The following is a 19,577-nucleotide window of genomic DNA, read 5'->3' as shown; positions in this document are numbered from 1 at the left end:
GATTTAACTTCGAAAAAAAGATCTTTATTTATGAATCAAATGGAATTATCACAGATGATCGTCACCAGGTTAGGTGATACGCATGCAATGATAGTTGACTTAGGTACTGACCTGAGAACTGAAATTGCAGGTACGAAGGCAGAGTTAAAATCTGACATCGCAAAATTAGATGCCAAGGTTGGTAAACTCGAAACCAGGTTTGACAAACTTGAAACCAGGTTTGACAAACTCGACACCAGGTTTGACAAACTCGACACCAGAGTCGGAAGCATTGAAACCAAAGTAGAACGTCTCGAAACTAAAGTAGACGATCTGCAATCTGGATTTAATGTAATGAATGGCAGCATTGAAAATCTGAAAGCGACAACCACCATGCTGCAACTAACTTCCTTCAGAATGGGAGACCAGTTAAACAGGATCGAGCTGAAACTCGGAGCGCTTACCGAAGAGATCAAACGGCTGCATTCAGAACAGGACATCATGAAATCAGAGGTCGGCAAAATCACCAAAATAGTCCCTCTCAATCCCGAAATGCTATAAAAAAATAGCAATCAGAATTCAATCAGTTTTTATCCCCGTATACCCCTAAAATATTCGAAGCCTTACTGCGCAAGCAGTAAGGCTTTTTTATTTACATTTACCCGCAAGTAATACCTTACAATTTGAAAAGAATATTAAAGATCCTCGGGTGGACAATTACAACTCCTGTACTGTTAGTTGTCCTATACCTGTTATGCGCATTTCTCTTTTCCCGTATCAGCATCGCAAAAGAAACAGCATTGAAAGAAGACATACCTCTTTACATCCTCACGAACGGTGTACATACAGATCTTGTTGTACCAGTAAGAAATACACAGATAGACTGGAGCAAACAGGTGCTATTTGAAAACACAACCGGAAAAGATACAACTGCACAATGGCTGGCCTTCGGCTGGGGAGATAAAGGCTTTTATCTCGAAACCCCTACCTGGGCAGACCTGAAATTCAGCACCGCTTTCAAAGCCGCTACAGCGCTAAGCACATCCGCTATACATGCTACTTATTACCGCAATATGAAGGAAGGCGCTGACTGCATTCGCCTTAACATAGACAGCTCCCAATACGCAAGACTGATCAATTATATTCAGCAAAGTTTTGACAGAGATGAGAACGGGAATGTTATAAACATTGTCACCAACGCCAATTACGGTAAAACAGATGCCTTTTACGAAGCTAAGGGAAGATATAATCTCTTCTTCACCTGCAATACCTGGGCAAACAAAGGCCTGAAAAGCTGCGGACAAAAAGCCTGTCTCTGGACTCCCTTCGATAAAGGCATTTTTTACCAGTATCGCTAGATTATCTACCCTTATATCATGCAGATCTACAATCTCCCGGACAATTTGATCCCAGCCAGTGAACAGACATTTACAGATAATATTTATATCACGCCGTACCAGTCTCCCGGAGCAGGCCGCTACTATGTTGTTAAGCTACAGGGAAAAACCTGGAGAGATCTATCATAAGTTAGGATATGAGAACCATTCCAGCTTCACTCAGTCTTTCAAACAGGTATATGGCATTACCCCCAGTGAATACCAGCAGCAGAAATTGAACGTTTAACGACAGTTTTTGAACTGTCAGCCCTAAAAGGAAAGCCGTATTGCCTTGTAGTTTTGTGCTTACAAAATCAAGGTAATATGAAAAGAATCAGCGCATTATTAGTTGTTATTGTCATTACATGTACTACAGCATGGGCACAGACCTTTACCCTTAAAAGTAATGACCTGAGCGGGCAGTTCGTTCTGAAGCAATACCTTAATGGTATGGGCTTTAAAGGAGAGAATATTTCTCCGCAGTTATCCTGGGAAAATGCTCCTGCCGGAACACAAAGCTTTGCTGTCACCATGTATGATTTCGATGCACCTACCGGGAGTGGTTTCTGGCATTGGGTGGTATATAATATCCCGGCCGATGTGAAAGAGTTGAAAACAGGCGCCGGAGACGCATCTAAGAACCTTCTGCCTACCGGTGCTATACAGGGAATTACCGACCTGGGTAAACCGGGTTATGTAGGCCCTGCACCTGTCCCAGGCCTGCCACACCTGTACCTGATCACAGTATACGCCCTGAAAAGTAAGCTGGATCTGGATAAAAATGCAACTGCTGCTTTTATTGGGTTTAACCTCAATGGCAATTTGTTGGGAAAAGCATCTATAGTTGCCTACGGACAGCGTTAATAGCATTGCCGGAATAACAGGAAAAGAACTCTCTCCCGGGAGTTCTTTTTGTTTATTGAGCAAAGCCGTTACGTCCGCCACCGGTCAGGAAGGTAGCCAGCATCCTGGTCTTCTGTCCCTGGGTGAACATATACATACAGGCATCGTCTGTATAGTCCATATAGTTCATGGTCATTTCTATCGGAGTACCTGTACAGGTGCTGTAATGAGGAAGTGTAGGACAACCATAGTTCTCTTCATTATGAAGCGGAGTATCTCCTACAAAGTCATTACCACAGTTAGCATCGCCCCAGATATGACGAAGGTTCAGCCAGTGGCCAATTTCATGCGTAGCGGTCCTGCCCAGGTTAAAGGGGGCGGCAGCTGTACCGGTATTACCAAAACAGCTGTGAACTATTACTACACCATCAGTAGCAGCAGTGCCGCCGGGAAACTGTGCATAGCCTATCACACCGCCGGTCATTGCTCCCACTATCCAGATATTCAGCACTGAATCCGGAGTGATAGCGTTCAGGCCACCGGTAGAAGTACGTTTCATAGCGTCATTGGTAGCCCAGCTGGTGCGTGTGGTAGATTTCCTTACAACGGTATCCAGTACAAAGTGGATGCCTACAGCAGCTTTCACAGAATTATAATATGGAACGCTGCCATACTCTGAGTTAAGGCCATTATAGTCCTTGTTCAAAATATCTATCTGCGACTGGATCTGCGCCAGGGAGATATTCTGCGCAGCTGTTCTGTAAAGAACATTTACTGCAACAGGGATCTCAATAGAGCCGTCAGGCAATAATCTCATCAGTGACTGATCTTTAGCAAGGCGGCCGGTCAGCTCTTCGATCCTCGCCATACGGCCGGCCAGTGAAGGGTCTTTAGCCAGTTGGTCTTTTAATACGTCCATGGAAGCGCAACGTCTGCCCTGGGGAAGTGGTGCTTCTGCTTCAGGGGTATCACCGGTTATCGGCTTTTCATTTTTGGAACAGGCATTAAGCAAAAGGGTTCCACATGCTAATAAGAAAAATAGTTTTTTCATCGTTTACAGATTTTGGTTAACTCATACATCATCGTAGGGTTTATAATCCGGGAGAGAGTCAGGATAGATTGATGCAGGTTGACTATTAAATTTAAGGATTATTACCAGTATAAAAAAAGCCTTTTAAGTAAGAACTTAAAAGGCCAAACGACTAGGACTAAAATGAACAACTATGCGTTCTTTCAGATTTTTATTTACACAAGTGAGAATACAGAACACAGAGTGGCACCCTTGTTGTACCAGAACGCAAAGCTAACTCAGGTAAATGAGTATAAATATCCCTGAAATCCGGCATTTATTCTTATTGTCTCAGCTTGATTGCCATAGGTAGCCAGACTACCCTGGTATTGGATTGTTTGAAGGAGTGTATTATTTTAATGCTCAATGTAACATAAACAGGATATAATTATGAAAGTGTTTATAACAAGGAATATACCAGCCACAGGATTGCAGTTGCTCAGGGAAGCTGGTATTGAAACAACGATATGGACAGATAGAAGAGACCTTACACCGGATGAGCTGATCAGCCGCTGTAAAGAACATGATGCCCTGCTGAGCTCCGGTCCCAATAAAATAGACCGCTCTTTTCTTGAGGCATGTAAACACCTCAAAGTAGTATCCCTGCTTTCTGTCGGGTATGATAATGTTGATGTTGAAGCTGCTAAAACACTCGGTATTCCCGTTGGAAATACCCCCGGCGTATTAAGCGGAGCTACTGCCGATACCGCTTTCCTGCTGATGTTGTCCGTTTCCCGCAAGGCTTTCTTTATGCACAAGGAAATTCTTAAAGGCAATTGGAATTTCTGGGACCCTACAGCTAACCTCGGGATAGAACTGAACGGAAAAACACTGGGCATATTGGGACTGGGTAAGATAGGCTTTGAGCTGGCAAAAAAATGTATAGGGGCCTACGATATGAAAGTGATCTATCATAACCGCGGCCGTAACGAAGAGGCAGAAAAAAAGCTGGGAGCTGTAAGGGTTTCTTTTGATGAACTGCTGCAGCAAAGCGATGTTGTTTCTGTACATACCGCATTAACGCCTGAAACAACAGGTATTTTTGATAAAGCAGCTTTCAGTAAGATGAAGCCGTCTTCCATTTTTATCAATACTGCCAGGGGAGGCGTGCATAACGAGCCGGACCTGGTAGCCGCACTGCAGAACGGCATGATCTGGGGTGCCGGGCTGGATGTTACCAATCCGGAACCTATGGAGCCTGGCAATCCGTTGCTGGAAATGCCCAATGTAGCCATATTGCCACATATAGGTTCCGCCACTGAAGAAACAAGAGCTGCTATGTCTGTTATTGCCGCCAGGAATGTAATTGCCGGGCTGAAAGGAGATAAGCTGCCACACAGTGTAGTTTAAAAAAGCCGACCATAGGCCGGCTTTTTTAAACTATTTTATTTTTTTTCCTTTCGTCTCATTATCATTCTGGTAAAGCACCATCCCATCCACTTCATTCTTCTCATTCCTGGTAAACTTTACCTGGGCATCCACCACTTTCAGGAAAAAGTAATCCTCTTTCTCCGCATAAAGCTGTGCCGGGTCCTGTTTGGTAGGTTGCCCTATCAACGCGCCATCCTTCACTGTAAATACAATAGTGAATCCCGGACGAAGCTCATACTCGCCCACATATTGTTTCAATACATCTTCACTGACACTGATAGCCTGCCTGGTCCGGGGAATATCATAAGGCTGATCATACAAGGCAGCCACAATACTGTTGGATAGTTTGTTAAGCCCGCCAGGAGCATTGTTCAGCAGGATCACACATACATCATCTTCCGGTATTCTGGTCAGTATTGAAGTAAACCCATGAATTCCTCCTGTATGTGATATCATTCTTTTCCCCTGGGTAGAATCAATGTCAAGACCATAACCGTATTTGTGAAGCACAGGTGTATAGGCCTGCTCCAGGGTAGCTTTTGGAATGATCTTATAATGCTGTAAGGCCTGATGCCATTTGTAAAGATCTGCTGTTGTGGAATAAATAGCGCCTGCAGCAAAAGATACGGAAGAATCTACTATAGTAGAAGCTGTACTGCCTGTTTCGGTCAGCTTAAAATAGCCGGTGGCTTTATCCTTGTTTACAAGATGAGTAAAATCAAACCCGCTATGGTCCATATGCAGTGGCGTGAAGATGTAATCCCGTACTACCTGGTAATAGGGCTTGTGGGTAACATCTTCAATAATATATCCCAGCAGCATATATCCTGAATTGGAATAAGCCCAGTCAGTGCCGGGTTTGAATTGCAACTGTTTATTCCTGATAATGTTAAAGATCTTTTCCCTGCTGGCATATTTGGTCACTTCGTTCTGCATAAAATCTCTGTCACTTGTATAGTTATAGACCCCGGCAGTATGGGCCATCAGCTGGGCAATAGTAAAGCTGTCCGCCTGCGGATAATCAGGAAAGTATTTACTTGCTTTATCCTGGATATTGAGTTTCTTTTCATCCTGTAGTTTCAGGATAATAACGGCGGTGAACTGTTTGGTAACAGAGCCGATCTGGAAGATGGAATTTTCTGTATTTTTTGTACTGTCCTCTACATGTCTGTACCCATATCCTTTATTAAGGATGATCTTCCCGTTTTTGGCAATAAGTGCTGTGCCATTGAACTTATAGGTAGTAGTATAGGCATTCAGCAATGTGTCTAGCTTAGCATAAGTGTTTTGCCCATGAGCACAGGCAAATATGCCCATTAAAAAAAGGGAGAATAATCTTTTCATGTTTGTATGTTTTAAGGTGGGATAAGACTGTAGATAGTGTCTCAGTTTGGCCCGCAGGGCCAGACTATTCCTTGATAAAAAATCAACTGATACACTACCAGACTGTGAGGCTATGTCGGATATTTAAAGGTAATAGTATATTTTGTAAATGCTAAAATATTTGTTATGAAAGGGCTTCTTTTGGGATTAATCTTCATTTTATCACTGATAGCCGTACAGGCACAATCTTTTAAAGTGATCCCATTCGGTTCCGGCCCTAAACAACACGAGATCTGGTAGAACGGTTATTACCCCGTAGTATGGACCAATAAAAAATACAGGATGATCTACGTTAATATGGGACATAACGATATCGATTATGAACACAACTCCAATAAGGAACTGTCGTTCACATTCGGCAATGCCATGCAGGATCAGTTTATTATTGATGGTCTGTTGTGGTTAGGGATGCACTGACCGGTCTGTCACCTTTTCATATGCATAGTGCCCCTTGATGTGTTCATTCAGAAAAGTACCTTTGGAAAAAGAACTTTTCATCGTATTATACACTTCTTCAGGAACGTTTTTATAATCATATACCATTCCTGATACAAAAATGATCCTTAACGTTGCATGAGCTTTGTCATAATGCATTCTATGTACTACAGTTGATGGCATAAATCATATCGCACAATTGCCGCGCCAAATTGAGCAACCTCTGCACTATAATTGCGCTCTCTGCAATTTTCTTCTTCCTTCCAGTATCCTGTAAAAAGACCGGGTTCGTATCTCATCCAGTGTCAGGCCGGTAGCAAGCACTTCTTCTTCAGAGAGGGCTCCGCAATTGATAGCTTTCAGGAAAAAATTAAGCAATCCCTGTCCGGTAGCGGCATCATCAAAAATATCTTTGGTAAGGGTCGATATAGCAGCTCTTTCCACAAATGTTTTCAACCTGAACAAGGCATCCTGGTAATTACTCAGGAAAAAGTGATATGTGGCAGCATACCGCATAGGCAGCTGTGCAGGGTTCAGGTCCCAGCCCTGGTAAAACCCGTTTATGAGCGAGTGCATGGTATGCCCGTAACCAATCCGCCAGGCATGATGTACATGTTCCCTGTTCTCTTCCATCTCTACAACACTCAGCTGCTCCCCTCTGTATAAGGGTACAGGTATTACGTTGGTAGCGCCGTCAGAAAGAAAGATGCCTGTTCCTCCCAATGCCACTTTGGTCATATGATGTGCAAAGTCACATACCGGGTGGGCCATGGTCTGATAACGGGCAGTAATACCGCAGGAAGCCGTATAATCATACGTACCGAAATGTGCCGCTATGCATCTGCCTTCACTGGCGCGGATGATCCTCATCAGCGGATTCCGGCCTTCATCATCCATAATGATCTGCGTAGCTTCCACCATCGTTTCCATTTTCAGGGTGCCGGGAGTTAACCGGTGTTTCTGTTCCAGCAGCTCAAATAATCTGACAAGCGTAGTGACCTGTTCAGGGATAGTGACCTTAGGCAGCATCACCACAAAATTGTCCGGTAGCTTTCCTTCAGTTTTATTGAATAACGTAGTAAGAAACAGGTCCAGTGTTCTTACGCTCCTGTGTTTAAGATCTTCTGTAAAAGGTTTAATACGTATACCTATGAAAGGAGAGATAGTATTAAGTAACATGCCTTGCGCCAGTTCGCCGGCGGCAGCTATGGCAGTAGCGTCTTCCTCATCGTCCGGGCGGTTGCCAAATCCGTCTTCGAAATCTATACGGAAATCTTCCACAGCTTCCGTCTGTAATTTACGGACTATCTTATCATAAATAACAGGCGATAGCTGTTCATGATCTTCCCATTCCAGTGCCTGGGCCAGTATGTTATGGTCAGGAGCATAGGTTTGCAGGTGTTTCAGGGCAATTTCTCCCATCCTGGGGCAGGTATCTGCCTTAAATAGATTAGCCCCGCCATATACAGTATGTACGGGCTGCCTGTCAGGTTTATCTCCCGGGTATACCTGCTGGAATTTCAGGTTGGCGATGCGTAAGGCATCCAGTAATCCGTTCTTTTCATTATCAGTAATAGAGCATTGCATAGTAACGATTTTTATGAACCACGGTAAGTGGAATATCCGAATGGGTTAAGCAGTAGGGGAACATGGTAGTGTTCAGGGCCACTGATGTGAAAGATAACTTCAATAAAGGGGTAGAAAGCGGGTATGTTAAGCTGGTCAAAATAGTGTTGCGTTTCAAACTTCAGCTTATAAATACCCGGGGGCAGTTCCACACCAGGCTCCAGCAGGTCGGGTATTCTGCCATCCTGGTTGGTGGCGCCGGTGGCTATATAATCCCATGTGGTGCCCCGTTCACCATGCAGTGTAACAATTATGTCCTGCGCAGGCATACCACGTGAAGTGTCCAGTATATGTGTAGTGATCTGGCTCATGGCATCAGTAATTTTTTAAGTCTGATGATAGTGATTTTGAGTTGTTCTTCCATAGCAGTCTTTATCTCCTCCCGGGCATTATTTTGCAGCCTTTCGTTCAGCAGTTGCAGCATTTCAGCGGCCGGTTTCCCGGTAGCGCATATAATGAAGATGTATCCGAATTTTTCTTCATAAAGACGGTTCCCTTCTGCCAGGGCCTGCAGCACTTCCATAGAAGCGTTGGCAGCGCCTGCCTGTTCTCCCGCAGCCCATTGGGCAGTAGAGGCAAATTTTTGCTGCAGGGTGGCCAGGTCGCCTATCCTGGGGTGATGTGTAAAGGCCTCCTTCCAGTCCTGTTCACTACAACTATGCCAGTGTAAAGAAGCGCTATCCAGCAATGCCGTTTCATTATCCACGGGAAAGCTGTCCATCATTTTCTCTACCCAGGCAGCCGATCCGCAACACTGGGTAAGACTTTCCCGCAACTGGGCAGGAGGCAGGTGGTTAAGCTCATCCAGTGTCATAAAGTGGCAGGGTACCTGTTTACATTTTTGTAGTAGATATATACAGCGGGTTCTTTGCCCATTGCTGTAAACCATTGCTGGCAGTAAGGGGCCATCCAGATAGTATCTCCCTTTTTAACAGGGTACCACTGATGGTCCAGCATGTATATACCCTGCCCCTGGAGGTACAGCAGCCCATGTTCCATAATATGCGTTTCCACAAACGGAAGATGACCACCGGGATCGTAGGTAAAGATGTTGACCGCCATATCAAAGGACAGATGTTCAGGCAACAGTACCTGCAACCTTAAAGCGGGATCTCCTAGGTAAGTAGGGGCCGGGACATAGGCAGCATCTCCAAAAAGGATAGGAGGCGTTTCATAACCTTCCAGCTTTTCATAAACCTTATGAAAAGTGACCAGTTGTGTACCCGGAGCAAAGTGATCAAACCGGTATGACTGCCCGGAAGGTATATATACAAAATGCCCGCTGTCCAGCACTTTTTCAGAGGTGCCTGCTTTGACGGTTACCTGTCCGCCAATAACATAAAAGAAGATCTGGGATGCTGCTGTGGTGCCATGTAATGTGCAGCCTTCATTGGCAGTGATGAGCGTCTGCCCCAGCCGGGCGCCCATCTGTTCGTTGATGAGCACATTTACCCTGCAGTTGGTCCACCCGGGCACTACGCTGTTAACATAGCCGTCCGGGCTGATCACGGCATGATTACTCTTTACAACAGATCTTGTCAGTGCTGATATTTCCATACTATGGATGATTATAAAGGCCTGTCAGGCGGTGAATAAAAAAGTCTGCTACTTTAATGGCGGCGGCCAGGTCGGCCGCATCCACATTTTCCTGCGGATGGTGGCTGATGCCTTTGTAACAACGTACAAAAAGCATGCATACCGGCGATACAGCGGAAACAGGTACCGCATCATGACCGGCGCCGCTTGTCAGCCGGATCACATCATATCCCGCATCCTGTATAGCCTGTTCCAGGGCGCCGCTCATGACACTATCACATGTTACGGGCGCTGTCTCCTGTACTACCTGCCAGGTGAGTGTAATATGCCGCTGCCTGCATATTTCTGCACACCTTTCCTGTAAAATATTGTATGCTGTCAGCAGCATATTGGGGTCTGCACTCCTCAGGTCCAGACTGCAGGTCACCTCGCCGGGAATAACGTTGCTGGCGGCATTGCTTATCTGCAAAATACCGGTAGTAGCTACTACCTGCTCTTTATGCTCCAGTGCATATTGCTCTATGGCCAGTATACATGCTGCAGCTGCACAGAGCGCATCCTGCCGCATATGCATAGGTACAGTACCTGCATGGCCGGACATGCCGGCAAAAGTGAGCATCATACGTACCTGTCCGGCTATGCCTGTTACCACAGCAACAGGTGTCTGCTGCTCATAAAGCACAGGCCCCTGTTCTATATGCGCTTCGAAATAACCCAGCCATTCACCGGGCAACAGGGCATCCGCCGCCAGTTGGCCAGGATCGCCTCCCATTGTTCTGATCGCTTCCTGCAAAGTAATGCCGGAAGCATCTGTCCTGTTCAGCAATGCTTCATCAAACCTGCCGGTAAGAACAGTGCTGCCCAGGTAGGTAGTGTGAAAACGTACGCCCTCCTCATCACTGAATGCAATGAGCTCTATGTTAAAAGGAAGCTGTACGGCTTTCTCTTTAAGTTGTGTGATAACGTCCAGGCCCAGCAAAACACCCAGGGGGCCATCAAACTTCCCGGCATTCCTCACAGTATCAATATGGGAGGCAATAACAAGGGTACGCGCCCCGGGAACACTACACTGCCATCTGCCACGTACATTGCCTATATTGTCTGTACGCGCATTTAATCCTGCCTCCTGCATCCAGGACAATACCTTGCTGCAGCCGGTCATAAAAGCAGGAGTACCAAACGTACGGGTAATACAGTGAGGTTCTTCACTGATATCCGCCAGTGCGGCTATCCTGTTTAATATATTTCCGGCCCTGTTCAGATAACTGTCCATATCAGCTGCTTTTGATGATATTGCCCCGGTGTGGATAAAGGGGTATTCCTCTCTCTGATACTTTTACACCTTCCAGGTAAGTTTGTTCTGCTACTCCATATAAAGTTTCATGCAGGTAAGGAGTAACTTTATGTTTATGATGCAGTATGTCTGCCGTAACAGTGAATGACGCTTCCGGGTCCCATACTACAAGGTCGGCATCATAACCTGGTGCTATCCTGCCTTTAGTACGATATATGCCCGCAAGCATTGCCGGCCTTTCACACATCCACAACGCTATCTGCTCCGGTGTACATCCCTGTTTCCTGGCTGCGCTCCACAGAACAGGCAATGCCAGCTGCAGGGAGGCTATGCCGCCCCAGGCGGTGCTGAAATTCCCGCTTTCCTGCTGTTTCATGGCCGGAGGGGCAGGAGAATGATCTGTTGCCACAAAATCTATCAGCCCCGATCTTAAGGCCTCCCATAAACGCTGGTTATTGGCTCTCTCACGGATAGGAGGAGCGCATTTAAAAGCAGTTTGCCCGTCAGGGATATCCTCTGCATTAAAATACAAATAATGCTGCGCAGTTTCAACAGTAAGAGGCAATCCCCTTTCTTTGGCCGCCGCTATCTGTTCCAGTGCATCGGCAGAAGACAGGTGCACAATATGTACCCGGCAGTTATATTTTTTACATAAACGGATCATCAGCGCAATGGCAGCGTGTTCCCACTCCCGCGGGCGACTGCCAAGATATTCCGCATAGGAGCGGTGATCTGTAACTGAAGGCCGGTAACCGGGAGGAGTGATCTCGCAATGTACCAGCAGGGGAAGACCATGTGCAGCTATTAAAGGCATTACTTTTTCAAGATCAGCTGCTGTCACATTAGGAAAGTCATCTATGCCTGAATGGGTAAGGAATGCCTTAAAACCCAGCACTCCCTCGTCTATCAGTCCATTTACCTCATGTGCATTGCCCGGTACAATACCTCCCCAGAAACCGCAATTACTATGCAACTGTCCCGCCGCCGCATGCAGCTTTTCATGGAACGCCTTTACCGTGGTTGTAACAGGGTGTGAGTTGAGGGGCATATCCACCAGTGTGGTAATACCTCCTGTTATAGCTGAAAGTGTGGCCGTTTCAAAACCCTCCCAATCCGTTCTTCCCGGCTCATTGATATGTACATGCGGGTCAGTGATACCAGGCATCAGCACGAGGTCGCCTATATCTGTAACAGGTGTAGTGACAGTGCCAGGAAGCACATGCACAACGTCTTCTATCCGGCCATTATTAATAAGCACAAAAGCTTTTTTAATGCCGTTAGGGGTGAGTACTTTATTTCCTTTTAAGATGAGGTCAAACATATAATGGGCTTCTTGGTAAGATCTCAGTTTGGCCCGAAGAACCAAACCACTCCTGAAAAAAACGCTCAAACCGATACATTATCGGCTCTTTAGTAAAAATAGGGAATTAATTTTTTATATTAGGGTAGTCTCAACCCATCTAAAATAACCTCACAATGAAAGTCAGACTTGAAGAAAACGCATACGGAAAAAACGCAGTAAATCTGTCGAAGATCATCAGACACCCTGGTTATCATGAATTCAGACAGATCACAGTAAATGTATCGCTGCAGGGAGATTTTGAATCTGCACATACAGAAGGCGATAATACAAAGATACTTCCTACAGATACCCAGAAAAATACCGTATATGCACTTGCGAAAGAGCATTTTACCAGCGCCATAGAAGACTTTGCCTTACACCTCGCCGGTCATTTTATTACTACACAACCACAGGTCTCACAAGCTACTATAGATATTACAGAACATGTATACAGCAGGATGTTATTCGATGGCACAGAACACCCCCACGCCTACATCGGTGGCGGGTCGGAAAAACGTACTGCACTGATAGTACAGAATGCTGCAGGTACAACAGTGAATGCAGGTATAAAGGATCTGCTCATTCTAAAAACCACAGATTCAGGATTTGAGCATTATATAAAAGACAGGTATACCACGTTAAAAGAAACAGCCGACAGGATCCTTGCTACTCAATGTGTAGCCAGCTGGAACTATAATGGCCTGGTAACCGGTTATACCCAACAGTTCAATGACATCCGCAATACCTTACTGAAAACATTTGCCTACCATAAAAGCCTTTCTGTACAACAAACCCTCTTTGCTATGGGACAGGCAGTGCTGGAACAATACCCCTCAGTCAAAGATATCAGCCTGAAAATGCCGAATAAACACCATATCCCTTTCAACCTGGAACCATTTGGCATGAACAACCAGAATGAGATCTTCATTGCTACAGACGAGCCTTACGGATATATAACAGGGACTATTACACGGGAATAGTATTTCTTACCTGTATGATCTCTGCTGCTATGCTGACCGCTATCTCTGCCGGCGTACAGCTATGTATGTTGATCCCCATAGGAGCATGTATATTCTCTAACAGCGGCCCCTCTAAACCTTCTTCCTTATAAGTATCAAACATCCTGCGTACTTTGGCTGCACTACCCAGCAGCCCGCAATAACGGAATGACTTATGCAGCAACGCCCGCATTACTATGTCATCTGTCCTGTAGCCAACGGTCATGATCGTTACATAATGATGTACCCCTGGTGGTATCATGATCTTCAGCTGACTATAATCCCGCACAATGGTCTTTTCATGGGCAGCTGAATTTTGCAGCAGCGTATGCAGGTCAGGGCGGTCTTCAAAAATATGAATGTAGAACCCCAGCGGTTCCATGATCTGTGAAAGAGCCAGGGCACAGTGCCCGCCTCCTATAATGAACAGCCTGTCCCTGTAACCTATAGGCTCTTTATAGAGCCAGTCAATTTCCGACTCCATATGAAAGGAAGCAGTATCTTCCGGTGTAATATGTGGTATGAACTGTAATCCTGTTGGAGATAGTTGCAGCATACCTTGCTGATGTTCATGCAGCGCTGAAATGATCTTGTTGACAGGCGTTATATGCTCCGGCAGCAACTTATAAAGCAGTATGGTCTGCTCGCCGGAACAGATCATTCCGCTCTGGTTCCTTGCACTGCTTTTATCATGTACCTGTAAGTGAATAGAATAAGAAGTGGCGAAGTGCTTTAACTGCTCTTTCGCTGTCTCAATGAATTTATGTTCCATGATCCCTCCGCCAATAGAGCCTTCCATTTCCCCGGCCTGGTTCACGGCCATGAAGAATCCCCGGCGACCGGGACTGCTGCCATTGCTTTGCAGAACGTAGAGCAGCATTACTGGTATATTCTGCCGCAGGCTTTTACTGATCAATTCCCAGGTGACTAGTTGTTGCTTCATGTTGCTGAATGATTCCTTTTTCTTTATTTGAATATAGAGCCATGAGTACTTTTTCCGGTGTCATAGGAGTAATAAAGGGAATATCAGCTTCAGGGTTGAATTGAAGAATAGCATTACGTAACGCAAACCACGCGCCAATGCCATACATAAGAGGCGGCTCGCCTACTGCCTTGGAACGGAAAATGGCCAGGTTGTCTGCTGTTGACCGTAGAGCATCTATCACTATCTCTTCCGGTACAGCATAAATATCCGGTACTTTATAGGTAGATAAGGCATTGGAGCGCAGACGGCCTTCCTTATCAAAAATAACTTCTTCCATTGTCATCCAGCCTATGCCCTGTACAATGCCACCCTCTATCTGGCCCCTGTCTATATCAGGGTTCATGCTGGAACCAAAGTCGTGCACCACTTTCACCGCATCCATTTTGTAAATGCCCCGCAGGCAGTCTACCGTTACCTCCAGTATAGCAGTACCATAAACATGATATGCAAAGGGATGACCTTTTTCTTTTACAGTATCAAAATGGATTTCCGGTGTGGCATAATGCGCATGTTCAGATAAGGAAACCCTTTTAGTAAAAGCAGCACTGACCAGTTGTTGCCAGTCCCATCCGGTAGGCTCTCTGTTCACCAGCACCTGTTCATTCACTATGGTAACAGCATCCGCTTTGGTATCCAGTGCTGTTGCCGCTACTTCCTTCAATCTTTCGAGAATAGCGTTACAGGCCATAAGCGTAGCTTTCCCGTTCAGGTCGGCAGTAGCGCTGGCGGCAGAAGGAGAGGTATTGGCAATATTGATAGTATTGGTAGGATTAAGTTTTACCCTGTCTGCACGGATAGAAAAGATCTGTGCAGCCACCTGTAATATCTTGGTATTGACGCCCTGACCCATTTCCACTGCACCTGTGCTGATGCATACGCTGCCATCAGTATATACATGAACGAGAGATCGTGCATGGTTCATCATCGTATTCGTGAACGAGATGCCGAAACACACAGGCATGAAGGCCAGCCCTTTCTTTTGCAGCCGATGGGTAGCATTAAAAGCATCTACAGCCTGTTTCCAGCCTGTAGCATCGTAAAGCGTTGCAGCTTTCTGCCAGCAGGCGCCGGCTTCACTTTGTGCTATCTGCCCGTAAGGAAACTCATCTCCCGTTTTGATAAGGTTCTTCTGCTGAATAACAGCGGCATCTATCTGCAATACCCGGGCAGCATGTGCAATGGCGGCTTCTATTACAAACATTCCCTGCGGACCGCCAAAGCCCCGGAAAGCAGTATTGGGAGGCAGGTGCGTACGGCAGCTCCAGGCAGTAGCGTGCACATTGGGAATATAATAGGAATTGGTGCAGTGAAATAACGTCCTTGACAGTACGCCAGGAGAAAGGTCAGCTGCAGCACCGGCATTCTGAAAGAAAGTTACCTCATAAGCTATGATGTTGAGAGAGCTGTCCAGTCCTATTTTATAGTCAGCCATATACGGATGGCGCTTGCCGGTCATAGCCATATCTTCCATCCTGTGTAGAGCATACTTCACAGGTTTTCCGAGATGCCATGCCGCCAGTGCGCAAAGGGCAGCCCAGGTATTGGCCTGGTCTTCCTTACCGCCAAAACCACCGCCTAAACGGGTAACCACTACTTCAATACGATGCATGGGTTGGCCCAGTGTAGTGGATACGGTTCTCTGCACAGCGGTAGGCCCTTGTGTGGATGAATAAACACGCAGACTGTTATTCTCCTGTGGCACTACATATGCCCCCTGTGTTTCTATATATAGATGTTCCTGTCCGTTAATGTCAACCGCTCCGGCAAATACATGAGCACATTCCCGCCATGCCTGTTCTGTATCTCCCTGTGAGAAAGTGCGGGGAGGCATGATCAGCTGGTTCTGGGCCTGGGCTTCCCGTGGATCGGTAATTACGGGAAGAGGAGTAATATCTGCTTTTATCTTTTTTACAGCTGCCCTGGCAGCTTCCCTGGTGCGGGCCACTACAAAGGCTATAGGCATACCACAGAAGTGTACATGATCGCTGGCCAGCAAGGGCTCATCTTTGATAATGCCGCCTATCTGGTTATCGCCGGGAATATCTGCTGCAGTAAAGATCCTGATAACGTCTGGTTCACGTAATGCTTCCTCCAGCTGAAGCTGGTGAAGAACACCATGTGCTACCGGCGATCCAAGAGCTGCACCATACAACGTACCCTGGATGAGAGGAATATCATCCAGGTACACGGAAGTACCGCTTACATGTGTTTTGGCATCAATATTTTTCATACCTGGATGGGTAGCGATGGAAAGAGAGTGATGAAATGTGCTTTTATCAGTTGTTCCAGCAGTAGCCTTTTATAGTCGGCCGTACCCCTGGCATCACTGATCGGAGATATTTCCTTTTGTGCAATAGCGCAGGCCTGTTGAACCAGCGCATCGTCCGGTATCTGTCCTTCCAGGAAAGCGGCTGTATCTGTAAGAAGCCCCGGTACAGGGTTTAGCCCTCCTGCAGATATCCTGGCTTTACTGATATAACCGTCCTGCATCCTGATGCAGATAGCAGTATTTACGCTGGCAATATCAAGATGTGTACGCTTACTTACTTTTTCGAAATGAAAGAGAGTATCCTTGTCGGGCAACTCAAACCAGCAGCGGCAAACATATTCTTCTTCCGTTTTATTCAGCTGTTTATAACCTTTGTATAATTGCCGGAGAGGAAGTATCCTGCCGGTGTTGAATTCCAGTGTAGTATCCAGTGCCAGGAAGAAGATGGTAAGATCGCCAATAGGAGAGGCGTTGATAAAGTTACCGGCTATAGTGGCCATGTTCCTGATAGGAGTGGAAGAGACCAGCTTTATATAATTTTCCAGCTGGGGAAAATATTCCTGCATCACAGCAGATTCCAGCAGATCAGTAGCTGTGGAGGAAGCGCCAAAGATGCACTTATTCCCTTGCCTGGAAATACCTTTAAGTGAAGGATCGTCAAAAAAGAAACGTAGAGACTGCTCTCTGATGTCTTCAGGTTTCTGAACATAAAGATCAGTTCCTCCGCCTACTATTGGCGTCCCGGCTGCTGCAGGTTCTCCGTTTAATGATAAAGTGAGCTTTTTAAGCCGTTCTTCGATGCCGGAGAACCAGGAGGGAAGTATTTGCTGTTCCACAGCAAAAGTGACAGGATCAGTCTCGTTTCGCTGCTTAACGAAATTGGCTATTATAGATGCTGTCTTTTCTATGGATTTATAACCTGTACAGCGGCAGATGTTGCCATCTATGGCGGCAATGGCACGCCTCCTTTTAGGAACTTGTCTGCTCAGGCAGAAGCCGGCAAGCGACATAACAAATCCTGGCGTGCAGAAGCCGCATTGAGTGGCTGAGTTATCTATAAGTGCCTGCTGTATAGGATTAAGCGATGGCATGCTCACTCCTTCTATGGTAACTATATGTTTTCCCCGGGCATTGCCCAATGGAGTAAGACAGGAGGTGAAAGAACGGTAACGCAGTTCTCCGTTATGGAGATCGCCTATCAGTATGGTGCAGGCGCCGCAGTCTCCTTCGTTACAACCGGCTTTGGTACCGGTCAGATGTTGGTGGTACCGGATGAAGTCCAGTAGTGGCATACCTGGAGAGAGGGTGGTACCAATGTCTTCATTATTGAGAATGAATCTTAGCAAGTGGGGCCGTTTCTCTGAAGATAACGAAAAAAAGCGAGTGTTTTGGCTTGTTTTTTTAACCGGCCGTAGGCCGGCTAACCCTCCTTTTAAAATGAGTTTTCGCCGAAGGCGAAACTCATTTTAAAAACTTAAATATTCTTCTCTAAAAAATCCCCTAAAGCATCCAGCTTATTATTCCAGAATTCCCTGTACTGTGCCGTCCATTCGGCAACTTCTTTCAGCTTCCTTAAATCAGCCCTGCAATAACGCTCCCTTCCCTGCTGTGTAACCATCAGCAGGCCGCATTCCGTCAATATCCGGATATGCTTGGATATAGCAGGCCGGCTGATGTCGAAATTATCAGCAATAGCATTCAGGTTTAATTCTTTATATGCCAGCAAATTCAGTATCTCCCGCCTGGTAGGGTCAGCTATTGCCTGGAAAACGTCACGTCTCATTTGTAATGAACGGTAGTTAAGAAACCATTCGGTTACAAAATTACTAAAAATCAGTAGTGCATCAGTTTAAATACTTAGCCGGCCGCAGGCAGGAAAAGCACCGGGCTGACTAAAAAGTAAAACGAAAACGCTGAGAATTGCATAAAAGCCATTTCGTCTCCACCACTTACCCGAGAGGTGTGGACATTTTTAGTCAGCCCCCGGTTTTAAAGATCTTTCAGCATCCAGACATTACAGGCATAATGCCCGGAATTACCCATAGCTGCATCCAGCCGGCGAAACCCAGCTTTCTCATATATGCTGACCGCTTTGCTGAAGTCGGGAAATGATTCCAGGTAAAGCTGTTGATAACCCAGCTCTTTTGCCGCAATAAAGATCTTATCCATCAATATTTTTCCCAGTCCTTTTCCCCTGGAAGCGCTGGTAAGATAGTATTTAACAAGCTCAGCACAGCCTTCAGGCAGTCCCTGCGTAGGGAACACACCACAGCCTCCCAGTAATACACCATCTTCTTCCGCAACAAAATAAACGCTGCCTGGTTGCTGCTGAAATACCTCGTAGAGGGTATCAGTTTCAGGATCGGAATATACCGTTCCTACTTTGGGAATATTGAACTCTTCCAGCGTTATCCGTATAATATTGGCCAGTTGCTGGTTGTCCGTTATTTCTATATGTCTGATGTTGACTGGCATTATATTGCTTTTTTAATTGATTGTGCACGTTGGAAAAAACTCTGTTCAGCCATTTTCTGTTCTACTTCTTCAATGGCTTTCATAATGTTATTCTGCGTATCGGTCAGGGCTTCCAGGGCTTCTGTCATCACCTTCCATACAGGCTGCATCTGCCTGATCAGTTCTTCTCCTTTTTCTGTCAGCACAAGTAACCGTTTTCTTTCATCGGTCTTATCTTTTTTGGAACGGATCAGTTTTTTCTTTTCCAGTTCCTTCAGCAGGCTGATAGTCGAAGGATGGCTATAGCCAATCTCCGCTGCCAGTTCCACCACGCTCATAACAGATCTCCGGTATAGGGAATAGATGACAGGAAACCACTTCGGTTCAAAATCAATATTGCTGGCTTTATAGATGAGTAACCCGTCTTTACGGATCTGGTCCGCCAGCCTTTGCATCCTGGTAGACACAGCCAGCACTCCTATTTCATCAATAACATTCATATCCCGGAAATTATAGTATAAATATACGTAGTTGCCTACATAAAATGAAAAATTTATTTTTGAAAGCCTGAGGGTAAAGAGTTTTACCTTTGTATTGTCTGTTTAAAAATACCAGGT

At 45.8% G+C, this 19,577-nt stretch carries 22 protein-coding genes; 7 read left to right on the top strand and 15 right to left on the bottom strand.

Going from position 1 to position 19,577, the window contains the following annotated elements; all coding sequences use genetic code 11:
* Window positions 1-87 precede the first annotated feature (87 nt).
* From GO493_RS20680 to GO493_RS20665, 4 genes are all read left to right on the top strand, one after another.
* Entirely contained in the window at window positions 88-540 is a 453-nt protein-coding gene (locus GO493_RS20680; protein ID WP_157308137.1) for a hypothetical protein, read from the top strand.
* 122 nt (window positions 541-662) lie between these two features.
* Window positions 663-1,337 carry a TIGR02117 family protein gene (locus GO493_RS20675; RefSeq protein ID WP_157308136.1) on the top strand — a complete coding sequence of 225 codons (675 nt, stop codon included), beginning with the start codon at window positions 663-665 and terminating at the stop codon, window positions 1,335-1,337.
* Between the two features lie 58 nt (window positions 1,338-1,395).
* Window positions 1,396-1,602 (top strand): helix-turn-helix domain-containing protein, encoded by a 207-nt coding sequence (locus GO493_RS20670; RefSeq protein ID WP_317165449.1) that lies wholly within the window; start codon window positions 1,396-1,398, stop codon window positions 1,600-1,602.
* A 77-nt stretch (window positions 1,603-1,679) separates the two neighbouring features.
* Complete coding sequence (locus GO493_RS20665; RefSeq protein ID WP_157308135.1) at window positions 1,680-2,219, top strand: YbhB/YbcL family Raf kinase inhibitor-like protein; 540 nt, start codon at window positions 1,680-1,682, stop codon at window positions 2,217-2,219.
* 52 nt (window positions 2,220-2,271) lie between these two features.
* On the opposite strand, the gene GO493_RS20660 is transcribed toward GO493_RS20665, so the two are convergent.
* Complete coding sequence (locus tag GO493_RS20660; protein ID WP_157308134.1) at window positions 2,272-3,249, bottom strand: zinc metalloprotease; 978 nt, start codon at window positions 3,247-3,249, stop codon at window positions 2,272-2,274.
* A 408-nt stretch (window positions 3,250-3,657) separates the two neighbouring features.
* On the opposite strand from GO493_RS20660, the gene GO493_RS20655 reads away from it, so the two are divergent.
* The gene (locus tag GO493_RS20655) at window positions 3,658-4,617 is read left to right on the top strand and encodes a 2-hydroxyacid dehydrogenase (RefSeq protein WP_157308133.1); all 960 of its coding nucleotides are present in this window, start codon (window positions 3,658-3,660) and stop codon (window positions 4,615-4,617) included.
* A 30-nt stretch (window positions 4,618-4,647) separates the two neighbouring features.
* On the opposite strand, the gene GO493_RS20650 is transcribed toward GO493_RS20655, so the two are convergent.
* Complete coding sequence (locus tag GO493_RS20650) at window positions 4,648-5,982, bottom strand: serine hydrolase (RefSeq protein WP_157308132.1); 1,335 nt, start codon at window positions 5,980-5,982, stop codon at window positions 4,648-4,650.
* A gap of 321 nt (window positions 5,983-6,303) precedes the next feature.
* On the opposite strand from GO493_RS20650, the gene GO493_RS31290 reads away from it, so the two are divergent.
* The gene (locus GO493_RS31290) at window positions 6,304-6,438 is read left to right on the top strand and encodes a hypothetical protein (protein WP_262885978.1); all 135 of its coding nucleotides are present in this window, start codon (window positions 6,304-6,306) and stop codon (window positions 6,436-6,438) included.
* On the opposite strand, the gene GO493_RS20645 is transcribed toward GO493_RS31290, so the two are convergent.
* From GO493_RS20645 to allB, 7 genes are read right to left on the bottom strand one after another with little or no spacing between them, the layout of a single operon-like run.
* Window positions 6,424-6,639, bottom strand: coding sequence for a KTSC domain-containing protein (locus GO493_RS20645; protein ID WP_157308131.1), 216 nt, complete (start codon window positions 6,637-6,639; stop codon window positions 6,424-6,426). The two genes, GO493_RS31290 and GO493_RS20645, sit on opposite strands and share 15 nt — an antisense overlap.
* A gap of 45 nt (window positions 6,640-6,684) precedes the next feature.
* Window positions 6,685-8,043, bottom strand: coding sequence for a DUF6986 family protein (locus tag GO493_RS20640; RefSeq protein WP_157308130.1), 1,359 nt, complete (start codon window positions 8,041-8,043; stop codon window positions 6,685-6,687).
* A gap of 11 nt (window positions 8,044-8,054) precedes the next feature.
* Window positions 8,055-8,393: a hydroxyisourate hydrolase gene (uraH, locus tag GO493_RS20635; RefSeq protein WP_157308129.1), complete on the bottom strand. Its 339-nt coding sequence runs from the start codon at window positions 8,391-8,393 to the stop codon at window positions 8,055-8,057.
* On the bottom strand, window positions 8,390-8,896 hold the full coding sequence (gene uraD / locus GO493_RS20630) for a 2-oxo-4-hydroxy-4-carboxy-5-ureidoimidazoline decarboxylase (RefSeq protein WP_157308128.1): 507 nt from the start codon (window positions 8,894-8,896) through the stop codon (window positions 8,390-8,392). The genes uraH and uraD overlap by 4 nt, the downstream gene beginning before the upstream one ends.
* Entirely contained in the window at window positions 8,893-9,639 is a 747-nt protein-coding gene (gene allE, locus GO493_RS20625) for a (S)-ureidoglycine aminohydrolase (protein WP_157308127.1), read from the bottom strand. The genes uraD and allE overlap by 4 nt, the downstream gene beginning before the upstream one ends.
* A gap of 1 nt (window position 9,640) precedes the next feature.
* Window positions 9,641-10,891, bottom strand: coding sequence for an allantoate amidohydrolase (locus GO493_RS20620; protein WP_157308126.1), 1,251 nt, complete (start codon window positions 10,889-10,891; stop codon window positions 9,641-9,643).
* Between the two features lies 1 nt (window position 10,892).
* Window positions 10,893-12,233, bottom strand: coding sequence for an allantoinase AllB (gene allB / locus GO493_RS20615; protein ID WP_157308125.1), 1,341 nt, complete (start codon window positions 12,231-12,233; stop codon window positions 10,893-10,895).
* 155 nt (window positions 12,234-12,388) lie between these two features.
* Between allB and pucL the strand changes: the two genes are divergently transcribed.
* A complete protein-coding gene (pucL, locus tag GO493_RS20610) occupies window positions 12,389-13,234 on the top strand; it encodes a factor-independent urate hydroxylase (protein ID WP_157308124.1) in 846 nt (281 codons plus the stop codon).
* Here the strand turns inward: pucL and GO493_RS20605 are convergent.
* The 6 genes from GO493_RS20605 to GO493_RS20580 all read right to left on the bottom strand — a co-directional run bounded on the left by GO493_RS20605 (window position 13,221) and on the right by GO493_RS20580 (window position 19,460).
* Window positions 13,221-14,195 (bottom strand): XdhC family protein, encoded by a 975-nt coding sequence (locus tag GO493_RS20605; RefSeq protein WP_157308123.1) that lies wholly within the window; start codon window positions 14,193-14,195, stop codon window positions 13,221-13,223. The genes pucL and GO493_RS20605 overlap by 14 nt on opposite strands.
* Window positions 14,158-16,467, bottom strand: coding sequence for a xanthine dehydrogenase molybdopterin binding subunit (locus GO493_RS20600; protein ID WP_157308122.1), 2,310 nt, complete (start codon window positions 16,465-16,467; stop codon window positions 14,158-14,160). The genes GO493_RS20605 and GO493_RS20600 overlap by 38 nt, the downstream gene beginning before the upstream one ends.
* Complete coding sequence (locus GO493_RS20595; RefSeq protein ID WP_232538912.1) at window positions 16,464-17,852, bottom strand: 2Fe-2S iron-sulfur cluster-binding protein; 1,389 nt, start codon at window positions 17,850-17,852, stop codon at window positions 16,464-16,466. The genes GO493_RS20600 and GO493_RS20595 overlap by 4 nt, the downstream gene beginning before the upstream one ends.
* Window positions 17,853-17,980: 128 nt before the next feature.
* The gene (locus GO493_RS20590; RefSeq protein WP_157308121.1) at window positions 17,981-18,289 is read right to left on the bottom strand and encodes an ArsR/SmtB family transcription factor; all 309 of its coding nucleotides are present in this window, start codon (window positions 18,287-18,289) and stop codon (window positions 17,981-17,983) included.
* A 206-nt stretch (window positions 18,290-18,495) separates the two neighbouring features.
* Window positions 18,496-18,981 carry a GNAT family N-acetyltransferase gene (locus tag GO493_RS20585; RefSeq protein ID WP_157308120.1) on the bottom strand — a complete coding sequence of 162 codons (486 nt, stop codon included), beginning with the start codon at window positions 18,979-18,981 and terminating at the stop codon, window positions 18,496-18,498.
* Window positions 18,981-19,460, bottom strand: a complete 480-nt coding sequence (locus tag GO493_RS20580; protein ID WP_157308119.1) for a MarR family winged helix-turn-helix transcriptional regulator — start codon at window positions 19,458-19,460, stop codon at window positions 18,981-18,983. The genes GO493_RS20585 and GO493_RS20580 overlap by 1 nt, the downstream gene beginning before the upstream one ends.
* Window positions 19,461-19,577: the final 117 nt, after the last annotated feature.

This window comes from Chitinophaga tropicalis (assembly GCF_009758205.1).
Taxonomy (GTDB): Bacteria; Bacteroidota; Bacteroidia; order Chitinophagales; family Chitinophagaceae; genus Chitinophaga; species Chitinophaga tropicalis.
Note: the sequence above shows the minus strand (reverse complement) of the source record. Positions and strands in the feature narration are given on the sequence as shown.

Excerpts from the sequence above, each read along its gene's own strand:
- GO493_RS20680 (WP_157308137.1), top strand. The coding sequence starts at position 88 with ATGATAGTTGACTTAGGTACTGACCTGAGAACTGAAATTGCAGGTACG.
- GO493_RS20665 (WP_157308135.1), top strand. The coding sequence starts at position 1,680 with ATGAAAAGAATCAGCGCATTATTAGTTGTTATTGTCATTACATGTACT.
- GO493_RS20660 (WP_157308134.1), bottom strand. The coding sequence starts at position 3,249 with ATGAAAAAACTATTTTTCTTATTAGCATGTGGAACCCTTTTGCTTAAT.
- GO493_RS20655 (WP_157308133.1), top strand. The coding sequence starts at position 3,658 with ATGAAAGTGTTTATAACAAGGAATATACCAGCCACAGGATTGCAGTTG.
- GO493_RS20650 (WP_157308132.1), bottom strand. The coding sequence starts at position 5,982 with ATGAAAAGATTATTCTCCCTTTTTTTAATGGGCATATTTGCCTGTGCT.
- GO493_RS31290 (WP_262885978.1), top strand. The coding sequence starts at position 6,304 with ATGATCTACGTTAATATGGGACATAACGATATCGATTATGAACACAAC.
- GO493_RS20645 (WP_157308131.1), bottom strand. The coding sequence starts at position 6,639 with ATGCCATCAACTGTAGTACATAGAATGCATTATGACAAAGCTCATGCA.
- GO493_RS20640 (WP_157308130.1), bottom strand. The coding sequence starts at position 8,043 with ATGCAATGCTCTATTACTGATAATGAAAAGAACGGATTACTGGATGCC.
- uraH (WP_157308129.1), bottom strand. The coding sequence starts at position 8,393 with ATGAGCCAGATCACTACACATATACTGGACACTTCACGTGGTATGCCT.
- uraD (WP_157308128.1), bottom strand. The coding sequence starts at position 8,896 with ATGACACTGGATGAGCTTAACCACCTGCCTCCTGCCCAGTTGCGGGAA.
- allE (WP_157308127.1), bottom strand. The coding sequence starts at position 9,639 with ATGGAAATATCAGCACTGACAAGATCTGTTGTAAAGAGTAATCATGCC.
- GO493_RS20620 (WP_157308126.1), bottom strand. The coding sequence starts at position 10,891 with ATGGACAGTTATCTGAACAGGGCCGGAAATATATTAAACAGGATAGCC.
- allB (WP_157308125.1), bottom strand. The coding sequence starts at position 12,233 with ATGTTTGACCTCATCTTAAAAGGAAATAAAGTACTCACCCCTAACGGC.
- pucL (WP_157308124.1), top strand. The coding sequence starts at position 12,389 with ATGAAAGTCAGACTTGAAGAAAACGCATACGGAAAAAACGCAGTAAAT.
- GO493_RS20605 (WP_157308123.1), bottom strand. The coding sequence starts at position 14,195 with ATGAAGCAACAACTAGTCACCTGGGAATTGATCAGTAAAAGCCTGCGG.
- GO493_RS20600 (WP_157308122.1), bottom strand. The coding sequence starts at position 16,467 with ATGAAAAATATTGATGCCAAAACACATGTAAGCGGTACTTCCGTGTAC.
- GO493_RS20590 (WP_157308121.1), bottom strand. The coding sequence starts at position 18,289 with ATGAGACGTGACGTTTTCCAGGCAATAGCTGACCCTACCAGGCGGGAG.
- GO493_RS20585 (WP_157308120.1), bottom strand. The coding sequence starts at position 18,981 with ATGCCAGTCAACATCAGACATATAGAAATAACGGACAACCAGCAACTG.
- GO493_RS20580 (WP_157308119.1), bottom strand. The coding sequence starts at position 19,460 with ATGAATGTTATTGATGAAATAGGAGTGCTGGCTGTGTCTACCAGGATG.